This window comes from Pseudomonas baltica, assembly GCF_031880315.1.
GTDB lineage: Bacteria > Pseudomonadota > Gammaproteobacteria > Pseudomonadales > Pseudomonadaceae > Aquipseudomonas.
This window is the reverse complement of sequence record NZ_CP134771.1, coordinates 5,975,471-5,990,423: the sequence shown is the minus strand read 5'-3', so window position 1 is coordinate 5,990,423 and position 14,953 is coordinate 5,975,471. Positions and strand designations below refer to the sequence as shown.

Here is a 14,953-nt window from a genome sequence, read left to right as displayed (position 1 = left end):
CATGACCGATTACAACGCATTGGACGACAGTCATTTCCGCGCCGAGGTACGCGGCTGGGTGCAGGCCAACTACCCGGCCACCAAGCGCAACCCGCGCAAACGCATGGGCACCGAGGAGAGCCGCGAGTGGTATCAGCTGCTGTCGAAAAAAGGCTGGCTGGCCCCCGGCTGGCCGCCGGAATACGGTGGCATGGGCCTGAGCGCGGCCAAGCAACTGATCATGATGGAAGAGATGGAAAGCCACGGCTGCGCACGCTTGCCCGACAGTGGTCTGACCATGCTCGGGCCGATGCTGGTGCGCTATGGCAGCGAAGAGCAGAAGGCCTTTCATCTGCCACGCATCCTCAGTGGCGAACACCTCTGGTGTCAGGGCTACAGCGAGCCCAATGCCGGTTCGGATCTGGCCAGCCTGCGCACCGAAGCCGTGGATGAGGGTGACCATTGGCGCGTCAGTGGCCAAAAGATCTGGACCACCATGGCCACCGAATCCAACTGGATCTTCATGCTGGTGCGCACCGATCGCACGGCCAAGCCTCAGGCCGGCATCAGTTTCCTGCTGGTGCCGCTGGACACTCCCGGTATCGAGGTGCGGCCGATCCTCAACCTCGACCTGCACGACGAGTTCGCCGAGGTGTTTTTCACCGACGTGAAAGTGCCCAAGGCCAACCTGGTCGGCGAGCTCAACCAGGGCTGGAGCATGGCCAAGGCACTGCTGGGTTTCGAGCGCATCTTCCTCGGTTCACCTAAGCAGTCGACCCACTCGCTGGATCGTCTGGCGCGCCTGGCCAAACTCAATGGCGCCTGGCAGCAACCGGTGTTCCGCCAGCGCTTCGCCGACCTGCAGCTCGACCTGGACTGCCATTGCGCGCTGTACGAATCGTTCGCCGACGCCCTGCGCCGCGGGCAGCCGCTGGGGGCCGAGGTGTCGATGCTGAAGATTTTCCAGTCCGAGCTGTTCCAGCGCATCAACGAACTGGCACTGCAGACCGCTGGCGAAGCGGCAGCCCTGCTCGACCCGATTCCGGAAGACGCCGCGCTGTATCCCGCCGGGCTGTTCATCCAGTCGCTGTGCGCGACCATCTACGGCGGCAGCAACGAGATCCAGCGCAACATTCTGGCCAAGCAGGTGCTGGATCTGCCGGCCGCGTGATTGTCATTTTGCATAACTACAAGGACACCCAATCATGAGCACCTCCCCATCGATTGAAGGCAAAGTCGCAATCGTCACCGGCAGCGGCAGCGGTATCGGTCAGGCGATCGCCCTGGCCATGGCCGCCGCTGGCGCCAAGGTCGTGATCAACGACATCGGCGTATCGCTGCAAGGCGAAGGCGGTTCCAACAGCCCGGCCATGCAGACCCAGGCCCTTATCCGCGAAGCCGGCGGCGAGGCAGTGATCAACACCGACAGCGTCTCGGAATGGGCCAACGCCAAGCGCATCGTCGACTGCGCGCTGGACTCGTTCGGCCGCGTCGACATCGTGGTCAACAACGCCGGTATCCTGCGCGACGCGATCTTCCACAAGATGAGCCCCGAACAATGGCTGGCCGTGATCAACGTGCACCTCAACGGCAGTTTCTTCGTCAGCCGCGCCGCCGCCGAGCATTTCCGTGAACAGCAAAGCGGTGCCTTCGTGCACATGACCAGCACCTCGGGGCTGATCGGCAACGTCGGCCAGGCCAACTATTCGGCGGCCAAACTTGGCATCGTCGGCCTGTCGAAAACCATTGCGATGGACATGCAGCGTTTTGGCGTGCGCTCCAACTGCATTGCACCCTTCGCCTGGGGCCGCATGACCAGCTCGATTCCCTCCGACACGCCTGAGCAGAAAGCCCGGGTCGAGCGCCTGCAGCAGATGACCCCGGACAAGAACGCACCGCTGGCCGTCTACCTGGCCAGCGACGCGGCCAAGGACGTCAGCGGCCAGGTGTTCGCCGCGCGCAACAACGAGCTGTTCCTGATGAGCCAGAGCCGGCCGCTGCGCAGCGTGCAACGCAGCGACGGCTGGACCCCGCAGCAGATCGCCGAGCACGGCATGCCGGCCCTGCGCGGCAGCTTCCTGCCGCTGGACGCCAGCGCCGACGTGTTCTCGTGGGACCCGGTATGAGCACCTTCAAGACGCGCTTCACCGAGACCTTCGGCATCCAGCACCCGATCATGCAAGGCGGCATGCAATGGGCGGCCAAGGCCGAGCTGGTTGCGGCGGTGGCCAACGCCGGGGCGCTGGGCACGCTGTCGGCACTGACGCAACCGACCCCCGAAGACCTGGCGCGGGAGATTCAGCGCTGCCAAGGCCTGACCGATCGCCCCTTCGCGGTCAACCTGACCCTGCTGCCGACCCTCAAGCCGGTGCCCTATAGCGAATACTGCGCGGCCATCATCGAAGGCGGCGTCGGCATCGTCGAAACCGCCGGCAGCAACCCGCAGGAGCACATTGACGTGCTGCGCGCCCACGGCGTCAGGGTCATCCACAAATGCACCTCGGTGCGCCACGCCCTCAAAGCGCAGGCGTTGGGGGTGGATGCGGTGTCCATCGACGGCTTCGAGTGCGCCGGCCACCCCGGCGAGGACGATGTGCCAGGGCTGGTGCTGATCCCGGCGGCAGCGCAGCGTTTGAGCGTGCCACTGATCGCCTCCGGGGGGTTTGCCGATGCCCGTGGCCTGGTCGCCGCACTGGCGCTAGGCGCGGACGCGATCAGCATGGGCACGCGTTTTTTGTGTACCCGGGAGGCGCCGGTGCATGACCACGTCAAAGCCACGTTGGTGGCCAACGATGAACGCAGCACCGACCTGATCCTGCGCAGCCTGCGCAACACCGCGCGGGTCGCACGCAACGTCATCAGCCAGGAGGTACGGGCCATGGAGGCGCGTGGCGCCAAGTTCGAAGAGCTCGCGCACCTGGTTTCAGGTCAGCGTGGTCGCCAGGTCTACGCCACCGGCGACGCGGATTTCGGCGTGTGGTCGGCCGGGCTGGTGCAAGGCCTGATCGACGACATCCCGACCTGCCAGGCCCTGGTGCAGCGCATCGTCGACCAGGCCCGGCTCCTGATTACCCAGCGCCTGCAAGGCCTGCTGGTGGAGTAGACACAACACGCGTCGCAGCCCTTCAACAAGAGAATAAAAATAATGGACATGCTCGCTGCTTCAACGCCCGTCAAGGCTATCGCCACGCACACCAAAGCCATCGTCTTCGTGTTCTGCTTCCTCGGCCTGCTCGCCGACGGCGCCGACCTCATGCTGCTGTCCTACAGCCTCGGCAGCCTGCGCCAGGAATTCGGCCTGAGCAGCTTCGAAGCCGGCAGCCTGGGCAGCATCACCCTCGCCGGCATGGCCATTGGCGGCATCTACGGCGGCTGGGCCTGCGACCGCTTCGGCCGGGTCAAGGTGGTGTTCTGGACCACCCTGGTGTTCTCCATCGGCACCGCGATGCTGGGCTTCACCCACAGCTACCTGCAGTTCGCCGGAGTGCGCTTCTTCGCCTCACTGGGGCTCGGCTCGTTGTTCGTGGCCTGCAACACGCTGATGTCCGAATACGTCTCGACCAAATACCGCACCACCGTGCTCGCCACCCTGCAGGCCGGCTGGACCGTAGGCTACCTGGTGGCGACGCTGCTGGCCGGCGCGATCATCCCCGAGCATGGCTGGCGCTGGCTGTTCTTCATTGCCATCGTGCCGGTGGTGCTGGCGCTGTTCGTCAAACCGCTGGTGCCCGAGCCGCCCGCCTGGCTGGCCGCCCAGGCCGAACGCCAACGCCTCAAGCGCGAAGGTGGCGGTGTGGTGGTGAAGAAACCCGACTCGCTGAAGATCCTGTTCGCCGACAAGGCCGCGCGGCGCATGCTGATGCTCTGGACCCTGACCGCAGGCTTTTTGCAGTTCGGCTATTACGGGGTCAACAACTGGATGCCCTCGTATCTGGAGCAAGAGCTGCACATGAACTTCAAGGCCATGACCGGCTACATGGTCGGCACCTATGCGGCGATGATCGTCGGCAAGGTGTGCTCCGGGGTGCTGTCCGATGCGCTCGGACGGCGCAATTCGTTTGTGTTCGGGTGTATCGGCACGGCGCTGCTGATTCCGGCGATCGTGTATCTGAATTCACCGGGGAATATTCTTTATCTGCTGGTGTTCTTCGGGTTTATCTATGGGATTCCGGTGGGGGTGGTCGCGACCTATATGACCGAGAGTTTCGAGACGCGGGTGCGGGGCTCCGGGGTCGGTGGCGCCTACAATTTCGGCCGGATTGGGGCGGCATTTGCGCCGGCGATCATCGGGCTGCTGGCCGCGCAGGTGTCGATTGCCGCAGGCATGCTCGTGATGGGGGTGGCGTATGTCATCACTGGTCTGATCCCGGCGTTTTTCATTCGGGACAAGATTCATGATCCGCAGAAAGCCTGAGTGCAGATGCGAGATACCCGAACGGGCGTCGCCTGCCATCAGCTTTGGGAATCTAGACCCGCCGCGACGGCGTGGCCCGCAAGGCACCTTTGTGAAGCCAACCGTGCAACTCGGTTGCACGCTGGAGAAGACTTTCCTCATAGTCCCGCCCCGACATGCTCCAAGGAAGTCAGCGATGAAGATCGGTGGCGATCACATCAGCAAACAACGGTGCCCATCGCTGAAGAACTGCATGCGTGGAGGCTGGCCCAACGCGAACTAATGCCCGAGCGCTCGGCCACGGCCAAAGCCCTGGATTACAGCCTCAAACGCCGGGTAGCGCTGACGCGCTACCTGCAAGAGAAGCATCCGTTCCATCACAATGATTAGCGGTGTTCGACATGCCCCAGCGTACTTGCGTGCAGGGCCAATGCTGTGCAGGCCGACGGCCATGGCCCTGCGCAAATTTCACGAAGATCCGGCACGGGCTTGGTCGGTGGCACAACTGGCAAGGGAGGCTGCACTCTCCCGATCGGGCTTTTTCGAGCGCTTCAGCCGTGTGATGGGAGTCTCGCCCATGACCTACCTTTTGACATGGCGCATGGCTCTGGCCAAGCAATGGTTATGTCAAGACAAAATGGCTGTCAGCGAAGTGGCGCAGCGTACAGGCTATGGTTCGTCGAGCACCTTTACCGTCGCGTTCACCCGCCATACAGGGGTTTCACCGGCTAGGTATGGAAGAACGAAGACACCGGTTATAGCGGCTGGGTAGCCTGATAGCGAGTACGCCCTCTTCCCAAGATGTCTGCGACTCTAAAATTGGACAGCTAGCACCTGCCCGAAGGTGAGTAAGCAGATGTCGAACGGAAGCGATGCTTAGCAGCGGCGAACTACACACCATAGGAGGTCGCGCAGTAGATCCAAAACCTTAGGGGCGGCACTCGAGTACCTCGGGGACGCACTGACTTCGAATATGCGTGCGAACGGACCATTAGTCCTCTTAAACGATGGCTCTGTCGCTCAGGCCGCTAAGCTTCATAAATTCTTATAACCAAATATCCACACACGCGACTTTTTCGCAGGTTGACGCCAGCGCAAGGTGTGGCGGTATGCTTGGCATCGACTTCCTGCGGCCTGCCCGGCCGCATACCGCGAACCAGGAGTTTCTGTCACATGAGCAACGCCCCCTACGTCCCGCCCAAGGTCTGGAGCAACGACACCTCGGTCGGCGGTAATTTTGCCAGCATCAACCGCCCGATCGCCGGGCCGACCCACGAGAAAGTCCTGCCGGTCGGCAAGCACCCGCTGCAGTTGTACTCGCTGGCCACGCCCAATGGCATCAAGGTCACCATCCTCCTAGAAGAGCTGCTGGCACTCGGGCTCTCCGAGGCCGAGTACGATGCCTGGCTGATCCGCATCAATGAAGGCGATCAGTTCTCCAGCGGCTTCGTTGATATCAACCCGAACTCCAAGATCCCCGCCCTGCTCGACCGCAGCGTCGAACCGCCGATTCGCGTGTTCGAATCCGGTTCGATTCTGCTGTATCTCGCGGAGAAATTCGGCCGCTTCCTGCCTACCGATGCGGCTGGGCGTACCGAGGCGCTGAACTGGCTGTTCTGGCAGATGGGCGCTGCACCCTACGTCGGCGGCGGTTTCGGACACTTCTATGCCTATGCACCGGAGAAGTTCGAGTATCCGATCAACCGCTTCACCATGGAAACCAAACGCCAACTCGATGTGCTCGACCGCCGTCTGGCCGAGAGCGAGTACCTGGCGGGTGACAGCTATTCCATCGCCGACATCGCCGTGTGGTCGTGGTACGGCAAGCTGGTGCGCGGCGATCTGTATTCGGCTGCGGAATTTCTGGATGCCAAGAGTTATACCCATGTGCAGCGCTGGGCAGAAGCCATTGCCCAGCGCCCGGCGGTGATTCGCGGTACGCGCGTGAACCGGACATGGGGGGATGAGGCGACTCAGGTGCCGGAACGGCATGACGCGGCGGATCTGGATTGATATCGGGCAATCGAGGCCTGGCATCACATCTTAGCGGCCCATGACTACGAAATCAGCGCGCTGTTCTCAAGCGCATTAACACGCCGTTTTGCGATGATCGTCCAGCGAATGGCACAGCCATGGAAGGCCTCCAGCGCGTCGAATAGCCCTCGAAAGAGGGCTCACCCAGGCGGCGGCCGGTAAAACTCGTCGTGCTCCTCGCGTCCGAATCAGCGGTCAAACGCCGCCTGACGTAAAAGTCAGAACAGTACGGCAAAAAATTCCCTGCCCGGCGCCCCCTCGTGAAACCTTAATGTCATATGATGTCCAACCACCACAATCAACACCCCAAGGCCGCCACCCTACCGCGACCTTCCCCCTGCTCCCTCCTCAAGAGGCTCGCCCCACCATGCTCAAAGCTGCCGAGTTAGTCGTCAAGTGTCTGGAAAACGAAGGCGTTGAATACGTTTTCGGTATCCCAGGTGAAGAAAACCTCGACCTGCTGGACTCGCTCTCGCGCTCGTCCATCAAGCTGATCCTCACCCGCCACGAACAGCCCGCGGGCTTCATGGCCGCCACTTACGGGCGCCTGACCGGCAAGACCGGCGTGTGCCTGTCGACCCTCGGCCCTGGCGCGACCAACCTGGTGACCGCCGGTGCTTACGCGTATCTCGGCGGCATGCCGATGATGATGATCACCGGGCAGAAGCCAATCAAGAAGTCCAAGCAAGGGCGTTTCCAGATTCTCGACGTGTGCGGGATGATGGCGCCGCTGACCAAGTACACCCACCAGTTGGCCTCCGCGGACAACATCCCTTCGCGTATCCGTGAAGCGATTCGCCTGGCTGAAGAAGAGAAGCCAGGGTCAGTGCACCTGGAGCTGCCGGAAGACATAGCCGCCGAATTCACCGACAGCACACCCATCGCCCCAAGCCTGAGCCGTCGCCCGGTGGCCGAACAGAAGGCCATCGAGGCCGCCGTGGCCAAGCTCCAAGCCGCACGCAGCCCGGTGCTGGTGATCGGTGCCGGCGCCAACCGCAAGATGACCGCGCGGGTGCTGCGCCAACTGATCGAGAAGACCGGTATCCCCTTCGTCACCACGCAAATGGGCAAGGGCGTGGTCGACGAGCGCCATCCACGCTTCCTCGGTAACGCCGCGCTGTCGGCGGGTGACTTTGTCCACCGTGCGTTGGAGTCCGCCGACCTGATCGTCAACATCGGTCATGACGTGATCGAGAAGCCGCCGTTTTTCATGGTCCGTGGCGGCACCGAGGTGGTCCACATCAGCTTCCGCTCCGCTGAAGTTGACCCGGTGTACTTCCCGCAGATCGAAGTGGTCGGCGACATCGCCAATGCCATCTGGGAAATCAAGGAAAAAATCGAGGTTCAGGACACCTGGGACTTCAGCCGCATGCTGACCATCCGCGAAGCCAACGAGGCCCATGTCGCGCTGGGCGCCGACGACGGGCGTTTCCCGGTGTACCCGCAGCGGCTGGTGGCGGATCTGCGCTCGGTGCTGCCGTCCGATGGCATCGTCGCGCTGGACAACGGCGTCTACAAACTGTGGTTCGCGCGCAACTACAAAGCCTACATGCCTAACACCGTGCTGCTCGACAACGCCCTGGCGACCATGGGCGCCGGCCTGCCTTCCGCCATGGCGGCACGCCTGGTGTACCCGGACACGCCGATCGTGTCGGTGTGTGGCGATGGCGGTTTCATGATGAACAGTCAGGAACTCGAAACGGCGGTACGCCTGAAGATGAACCTGGTGGTGATCGTGTTGCGCGATGACGGCTACGGCATGATCCGCTGGAAGCAGCAGCAGATGGGCTTCCAGGACTTCGGCCTGGACTATGGCAACCCGGATTTCGTCAAGTATGCGCAGAGCTACGGCGCGTTCGGGCATCGGGTTGAAAGCGCCGAGGCGTTCGCGCCGTTGGTGACGCAGTGCCTGCAGACGCCAGGGGTGCATGTGATCGATTGCCCGGTGGATTACTCGGAAAACGATCAGATTCTGCATCGGGATATTCAGGCGCTGAGCGCAGCTGTTTAAGCTTCCTGTACAACACCCGCCGCAACGGCGGGTGTCTGATCGAATCCGCTGAAAGCAACCTGCCGTATCTATGCTCCGCGCCCACGCCCTAGCGCCGCACCAGCATCTGCGGCCCCAGCGCGGCCAGCTCGGTGATGCCTAGCAGGCCCAGATCACGACTCACTTCATCGACGATCAAGCGCAGGGCGTGGGCCACCCCAGGCTGCCCGCCCACCGCACTGGCGTAGTTGAAAGGGCGGCCGATGAACGCCGCCTTGGCACCCAGGGCCAGCGCCTTGAGCACGTCGGTGCCGCGCCGGATGCCGCTGTCGAGCATCACCGTCATGCCGTCGCTGGCGCCGATGATGTCGGGCAGCACATACAGCGGCGGTACCGTACCGTCGAGCTGCCGACCACCGTGGTTGGAGACGATCACGCCGTCGATGCCGATCTCTTTGCAACGCGCCGCGTCAGCTGCCGTCAGCACGCCCTTGATGATCATCGCGCCTGGCCATTGCCGGCGAATGTCACGCACATGGCCCCAGTGCAGGTGACCGCGGTCGGTGAAGTCGCGCATCACGCTCGACGACATCACCGGCGCGCCACGGGTGGCGTAGTTGTTTTCGAAATACGGCATGCCATGGTGGGCCAGGGTGCGCAAGAAGGTCCCCAGCAGCCAGCGCGGGTGGGTCACGCCTTGGCAGGCCAGCGCCAGGCTGGGTCGCAGCGGCGTGGAGAAGCCAGCGCGCACGTTGTTTTCGCGGTTGGCCTTGACCGGGGTGTCGACGGTGATCACCAGCGTCTGCACCCGGGCCTTGCGCACACGCTCGATCAGCGGCGCGATCTGCGTGGCGTCACCCGGCAGGTAGGCCTGGAACCAGGTGTTGGGAGCGGCCTCGACGACCTCCTCCAGACGAATCAGCGAGGACCCGCTCATGATGAAAGGCACATTGGCCTCGGCCGCCGCCTGCGCCAGCGACAGGTCGCCGCGATAGCCCGTGAGCGCGGCGATGCCCATGGGCGCGATGCCGACAGGAGCAGCGTAGCGATGGCCAAACAACTCGGTCGTCAGGTCCCGCTGGGACACGTCGACCAGCACGTTGGGCTTGAGGAAGTAATCGTTGAACACCGCGCGGTTGGCCAGCAGCGTCTGATTATCCTCAACGCCGCCCTGCACATAGGCGAACAGCGGCTTGGGCAAGTGCTTGCGCGCAGCGAGTTCGAAATCGTCCAGCGAGAGGTAGCGGGAAAGGCGTGTGGTCATGGTCGCGGCTGCCGAGTCAAACGAGCGGCGACTATAAAGGGCGTGGGCGGCGGCGCTAAATAGCGAGATGGCATATGGATATATTCAGCGATGGGCAGCCGCCTCCGCCATCAGCCATTCCACCACCGTGCCCAACGCGGTATCCGCGGCGACGGGCTCGGCGGTGACCATGTAGAAACCGTGGCGCGTATCCAGCGGATAGTGATCGTCCAGCACGCGCACCAGTCGGCCACTGCTCAGGGCCGACTCGACAAACAGCTCGGGCACCAAGGCGATCCCCATCCCCTGTTCGGCGGCGTCCAGCGCCAGGCTGGTCTGGGAAAACGACGGCCCGGCGAACGGCATACCGGGGTGGCCATAGGTCTCGAACCAGCGCTTCCAGTTGGCGTGGCTGTCGGTGATCAGGGGAGCGCGCGCCAGGTCCTGCGGTGTGTGCCAGGCCTCCAGCCCTTTCAGGCCAGGGGAGCAGACGGCGATGGCGCGCCCCGGCAGCAGAAAGCGCGCTTCGCCTTGGGCAAAAGGCGGCGTGCCCCAGCGGATCGCCATATCGACCCCGCCGCGACCGGCGAGCGGGCGGATGACCTCGGACGCGTCGATCCGTAAGGCAATATGCGGGTGCTTGAGGCCCAGACCGGGCAAGCGCGGGATCAACCAGCGGCTGGCAAAGGTGCCGGTGGTGCTGAGCGTCAACTGATGGGCATCGCTGCCGTCGTGCGCTGCCAGCAGTTCACGGGTGGCGTCCTCGACCATACTCAACGCCAGGCGCACGCGGCTGATGTATTGCTCAGCCGCCGGGGTGGGCGACAGACCACGAGGCAAACGCGTGAAGAGTTGCACGCCCAGCTTGCTCTCCATGGCGCGCACCTGCTGCGCGACTGCGCCTTGGCTCACACAGAGCTCCTCTGCCGCGGCACGGAAGCTGCCCAGCCTCGCGGTCGCCTCCAGCGCCAGCAGGTGATTGTGGACCGCGAAGGCGGCGCGGCGCCCTTCCGGATGGCTCATTGAGGACCCTACCCTGTAGTTTTTCTACCGCAATACCTGATTAATCATGGTGAGTGAATTTACAGTAATTCGGGCCTAATAGACGCAACTCCCATTCCAGAGGCAACCCTCATGACAGACCACAAAGTAGCGATTATCACAGCCGGTGGCAGTGGCATGGGCGCTGCCGCCGCCCGTCAGCTGGCCGCCGACGGCTACCGTGTAGCTATTCTGTCGTCTTCAGGCAAGGGCGAAGCGCTCGGCAAGGCACTGGGCGGGATCGGCATGACCGGCTCGAACCAGCGCGTCGATGATCTCCAGGCGTTGGTCGACAAGGTCATGGCGCAATGGGGCCGGATCGACGTACTGGTCAACAGCGCCGGCCACGGCCCGCGCGCGCCGATCCTGGAGATCCCTGACGAGGACTGGCACACCGGCCTGGACGTGTATTTTCTGCCAGTGGTGCGGGCTACCCGACTGGTCGCACCCGTCATGCAGCAACAGGGGGGCGGGTCGATCGTCAACATCTCCACGGCCTGGGCATTCGAGCCCAGCGACCTGTTCCCCACTTCGGCAGTGTTCCGCGCTGGCCTGGCCTCCTACACCAAGATTTTTGCCGACAGCTACGCCAAGCATAACGTGCGCATGAACAACGTTCTGCCGGGCTGGATCGACAGCTTGCCGGGCACGGATGAACGCCGCAAAAGCGTGCCGATGGAACGCTATGGCACCGCTGAAGAAGTTGCCAGCGTGATTGCGTTTCTGGCGGGCGCAGGCGCGGGTTATATCACCGGGCAGAACTTGCGGGTCGATGGTGGGGTGACGAGTTCGGTTTGACGATCGAGGCCTGGGGCGCAGCAATTGCGCCGGACCTGAATTAAAGCGTGCCGAGGTGCTGAAACTAAAGCCTTGCAGGATCGGGCCGATAGCAAAACATCCTCGTCCGAGCCCGCACCTATGCCCCGTAGAACCCGTGCCCTGCTGATAACGCTGCTACTCTCGATCGGCCTCTATCTGGTCGCCAGCGGTGACTGGAAAGTGCCGTTCAAGAGTTACGAGGTCTACACGCAGACGCGCAACGAGTGGCACACGCTCTGTACCGAATGTTCGAAGCGCGCGCTCGCTACGTTGCGCAAGACTTACGGAGACAGCGCTGACATGACCTGGACCGTACAAGTAGGTTGGCATCAGGACGAGGACATCAAGGTCACCCGTACCCTCATCCTTACCCGCAGCTGTGGCGCCATGGATAACGAGCAGCTGTTGCGCGATGCGCTGCGTTACACCCACGAAGAAGGCATGCGCTGGCCCGACAAAGTGGAATACAACTACGCCTGCCGTTTCGATGCGCCCGCCTCTTTGGGGATCAGCGTCACCGCCTTGGCGCAAGGCATCGCGCAACCGGTAAAACCGCAATCGCCCTGCGGCGCCGCCAATATCGGCAGCTTGCAACCGGGCAACTCTGAATCGGTGCAAACGCTCTTTGGCACGGATGGCAGCGTGGATTTGCACTACAAGGTTGGTTTCGCGGGCGATGTGACAAGCGTGCAACTGAAAGGGCGGCCCTTATTCAATCAGAAAGCACCCAACGCAATGCTGCTCAGTTGCGCTGCGCGCATCGTGCTGGATACTCTTCAACCCAAGGTCGACCATCAGGCATTGCTCACCGAGATCGAACATGTCTGGTACGTGGCCGGCAGCAGCGACACGTTCGGGCCTGCGCCTGGGTTTCCCGTGCTAGTGCGCGCCGAGCCTATGATGCTGACCTTCACCCCTGCAGCGTCGAAACCCCGATAGGCGCCACTCAGGGCGGGCTCATCCCGTGAGCGATTGCCCAGTACGCCGTCGACCATGACGATAGACAATACTGGGCGCCGTGCGCATTGTCGTAGCAGTGAACAGCCCGGTATCATTCAGCCTTCGCCGCGTTGTCGCAGGCTGATATCCGGGCACGCATCGATCGGGATGCTGATCACTCATGGAGATGTCGATGTCGATACCCATTCTTGCCGCGGCCCAATGCGCCGTTCGGGCCGGCGATATCGATGCCAACCTGGCGCTGCACCAAAAATTCATGCGCCGCGCACAAGCACTGGGCGTCGGGTTGCTGGTATTTCCCGAGTTGTCCCTCACTGGCTATGAGCCGACCCTGGCTGACGCCTTGGCCCAGGACGCGCACTGCGCGCTGTTGGCACCCTTGCGAGCACTGGCCAGGCAGGCGTCGATGACCACCGTGGTGGGCTTGCCGTTGCGCTCGCCAGATCACGAGAAACCGCTGATTGCAGCGTTCATGCTGCATGCGGATGGTTCGCTGGGGATCTACACCAAGCAGCACCTGCATCCGGGCGAGGATCAATACTTCAGTGTTGGCAACGGCGGCGACTTGCTGCAGCTGTACGAGGTGCCCATCGCCCTGTCGGTGTGTGCCGACTTCAGTCAACCGCAACATGCACAGCGCGCCGCAGCACGGGGAGCACAGCTGTATGCCGCGAGCGTGCTGATCGGCGAAACCGGCTACCCACACGACAGCGCGTTATTGCAGTCCTACGCTGAACGCCACGCCATGGCGGTGCTCATGGCCAATCACGGCGGCCCGACCGGTGGCTGGGCCGCGGCTGGGCGCAGTACGTTCTGGGATGAGCGCGGTCGGTGCGTTGCGTCTACCCCTGGCACGGGCAATCGTTTGCTGGTGGTTTCCAGACAATTCGAGGGATGGGCGGGGCTTGACGCGCCGTTGATTGATCCCGACGCGTGAACGTCGCGTGGCAGTGATTCTGCACTGCGCATGAATCTTGCTAACCGATACTGACGACGAGCTAAAAAATACTTGAGGCAACCTGCATGAGCGACCACGACTTACAGCATCTGCGCGCGGAAATCGACGACCTGGATGAAGAGCTCATCAGGATTCTTGGGCTGAGGTTCATCGCGACTGAAAAAGTCGGGCATATCAAGGCTGCGCAGAGCCTGGCTGCGGTAGATCCTGCTCGCGAAGCCGCGCAGGCACAACGGTATTGCGAATTAGCAGCACACTGTGGATTGAGCGAGCAACTGGTGCAAAGGGTGTTCAGGGCAGTGATCGATGAAGTGGTGATCAATCATCAAGCCATCCGCGACCGTGCGTTGAAATAGGTCGCAGGCTGCTACCGACTGATCTTCAACGCCTTCCGCCGCGCGTGCTGCTCCAGCGCCAACTCGATCAAGCGGCTGACCAACTCGCTGTAACTCATCCCCGCCGCCTGCCACAGCTTTGGATACATGCTGATGCGGGTAAACCCGGGCAACGAATTGACCTCATTGATCAACACCTGGCCGTCCTCGGTGAGAAACACATCGACCCGCGCCAGCCCGGCGCATCCCAGCGTTTCAAACGCCTCTACCGCCAAGGCGCGAATACGCTCGCTGACATCGACGCTGATATCCGCCGGCACCACGACCTGGGCCGCCTGGTCGTCGATGTATTTGCTGTCGTAGGAATAGAATCCGTCGCGCACCACTATTTCACCGCAACCGCTGGCGATCGGCTGATCGTTGCCAAGTACGGCGCATTCGATTTCCCGGCCGGTCATGGCGGACTCCACCAGTACTTTTTCATCAAAGCTCAAGGCCAGTTCAATCGCCGCATCATATTGCGCTGCATTGCCGACCTTGCTCACACCGACGGAAGAACCCTGATTCGCAGGCTTCACGAACAACGGCAGCCCAAGCTTCTGTTGCGCCAGCTCGAAGGGCATGCGCGCGGCATTGGCGCGGCTCAAGGTAATGAACGGCACCACGGCAATCCCGGCGTCGCGCAGCAAGCGCTTGCTGATGTCCTTGTCCATGCACACTGCCGAACCCAGCACGTCGGATCCCACGAACGGCAAGTCCGCCATGCGCAACAAACCCTGCAGGCAACCGTCTTCGCCCAGGCTCCCATGGACGATGGGGAAGATCACATCGACATGGCCGAGCAAGGCTTCGCTGCCGGTCTCCAGCAATTGCTGGCTGGCTTTGCCGGGCACGATCGCCAACTCGCGATTGGATTGGTTGAGCGCAATCAGCGCCGGGTTTTCCTGGTTGATGAGGAAGTCCGAACTGTCGTTGAGATGCCACTGGCCGGTCTTGTCGATGCCGATCAGCACTGGCTCGAAACGTGAACGGTCGAGGGCATCAACGATGTTGCGGGCGGACTGCAACGAAACTTCGTGCTCGGCCGAACGGCCACCAAAAATAATACCTACCTGCAGCTTGCTCATGACCGGCCTCTCTTTTGGAGGTAAGGCTTATTACCATGAGCGGCGCACCGGGCCAAGCTCGGCTTCAATGAAAT

The 14,953-nt window shown here is 62.4% G+C and carries 14 protein-coding genes and 1 pseudogene; 12 read left to right on the top strand and 3 right to left on the bottom strand.

Annotated elements, in window-relative coordinates:
* Nucleotide 1: 1 nt before the first annotated feature.
* The 8 genes and pseudogenes from REH34_RS27310 (at nucleotide 2) to REH34_RS27275 (ending at nucleotide 8,417) form a co-directional block, all read left to right on the top strand.
* Nucleotides 2-1,150 carry an acyl-CoA dehydrogenase family protein gene (locus tag REH34_RS27310; protein ID WP_311969897.1) on the top strand — a complete coding sequence of 383 codons (1,149 nt, stop codon included), beginning with the start codon at nucleotides 2-4 and terminating at the stop codon, nucleotides 1,148-1,150.
* A gap of 34 nt (nucleotides 1,151-1,184) precedes the next feature.
* Nucleotides 1,185-2,105, top strand: coding sequence for an SDR family NAD(P)-dependent oxidoreductase (locus REH34_RS27305; RefSeq protein ID WP_311969896.1), 921 nt, complete (start codon nucleotides 1,185-1,187; stop codon nucleotides 2,103-2,105).
* Nucleotides 2,102-3,082: a nitronate monooxygenase family protein gene (locus REH34_RS27300; RefSeq protein WP_311969895.1), complete on the top strand. Its 981-nt coding sequence runs from the start codon at nucleotides 2,102-2,104 to the stop codon at nucleotides 3,080-3,082. The genes REH34_RS27305 and REH34_RS27300 overlap by 4 nt, the downstream gene beginning before the upstream one ends.
* 42 nt (nucleotides 3,083-3,124) lie before the next feature.
* Entirely contained in the window at nucleotides 3,125-4,393 is a 1,269-nt protein-coding gene (locus tag REH34_RS27295; protein ID WP_311969894.1) for an MFS transporter, read from the top strand.
* Nucleotides 4,394-4,552: 159 nt separating this feature from the next.
* Nucleotides 4,553-4,735: pseudogene (locus REH34_RS27290) on the top strand (transposase); the annotation flags it as partial.
* 88 nt (nucleotides 4,736-4,823) lie between these two features.
* Nucleotides 4,824-5,144, top strand: coding sequence for an AraC family transcriptional regulator (locus REH34_RS27285; RefSeq protein ID WP_311969893.1), 321 nt, complete (start codon nucleotides 4,824-4,826; stop codon nucleotides 5,142-5,144).
* A 401-nt stretch (nucleotides 5,145-5,545) separates the two neighbouring features.
* The gene (gene yghU, locus REH34_RS27280) at nucleotides 5,546-6,385 is read left to right on the top strand and encodes a glutathione-dependent disulfide-bond oxidoreductase (RefSeq protein WP_226502202.1); all 840 of its coding nucleotides are present in this window, start codon (nucleotides 5,546-5,548) and stop codon (nucleotides 6,383-6,385) included.
* 388 nt (nucleotides 6,386-6,773) lie between these two features.
* Nucleotides 6,774-8,417, top strand: coding sequence for an acetolactate synthase large subunit (locus tag REH34_RS27275; protein ID WP_311969892.1), 1,644 nt, complete (start codon nucleotides 6,774-6,776; stop codon nucleotides 8,415-8,417).
* 88 nt (nucleotides 8,418-8,505) lie between these two features.
* Here the strand turns inward: REH34_RS27275 and REH34_RS27270 are convergent, their stop codons facing one another.
* Nucleotides 8,506-9,660, bottom strand: a complete 1,155-nt coding sequence (locus REH34_RS27270; protein ID WP_311969891.1) for an alpha-hydroxy acid oxidase — start codon at nucleotides 9,658-9,660, stop codon at nucleotides 8,506-8,508.
* 84 nt (nucleotides 9,661-9,744) lie between these two features.
* Entirely contained in the window at nucleotides 9,745-10,662 is a 918-nt protein-coding gene (locus tag REH34_RS27265) for a LysR substrate-binding domain-containing protein (RefSeq protein WP_311969890.1), read from the bottom strand.
* A gap of 111 nt (nucleotides 10,663-10,773) precedes the next feature.
* On the opposite strand from REH34_RS27265, the gene REH34_RS27260 reads away from it, so the two are divergent.
* The 4 genes from REH34_RS27260 (at nucleotide 10,774) to REH34_RS27245 (ending at nucleotide 13,773) form a co-directional block, all read left to right on the top strand.
* The gene (locus REH34_RS27260; protein ID WP_311969889.1) at nucleotides 10,774-11,478 is read left to right on the top strand and encodes an SDR family oxidoreductase; all 705 of its coding nucleotides are present in this window, start codon (nucleotides 10,774-10,776) and stop codon (nucleotides 11,476-11,478) included.
* Between the two features lie 120 nt (nucleotides 11,479-11,598).
* Nucleotides 11,599-12,438 carry a hypothetical protein gene (locus tag REH34_RS27255; RefSeq protein WP_311969888.1) on the top strand — a complete coding sequence of 280 codons (840 nt, stop codon included), beginning with the start codon at nucleotides 11,599-11,601 and terminating at the stop codon, nucleotides 12,436-12,438.
* Nucleotides 12,439-12,637: 199 nt separating this feature from the next.
* A complete protein-coding gene (locus REH34_RS27250; RefSeq protein ID WP_311972174.1) occupies nucleotides 12,638-13,396 on the top strand; it encodes a carbon-nitrogen hydrolase family protein in 759 nt (252 codons plus the stop codon).
* Nucleotides 13,397-13,482: 86 nt separating this feature from the next.
* Nucleotides 13,483-13,773, top strand: coding sequence for a chorismate mutase (locus REH34_RS27245; RefSeq protein ID WP_311969887.1), 291 nt, complete (start codon nucleotides 13,483-13,485; stop codon nucleotides 13,771-13,773).
* A gap of 11 nt (nucleotides 13,774-13,784) precedes the next feature.
* Here the strand turns inward: REH34_RS27245 and ddlA are convergent, their stop codons facing one another.
* Nucleotides 13,785-14,879 carry a D-alanine--D-alanine ligase gene (gene ddlA, locus REH34_RS27240; RefSeq protein WP_311969886.1) on the bottom strand — a complete coding sequence of 365 codons (1,095 nt, stop codon included), beginning with the start codon at nucleotides 14,877-14,879 and terminating at the stop codon, nucleotides 13,785-13,787.
* Nucleotides 14,880-14,953: the final 74 nt, after the last annotated feature.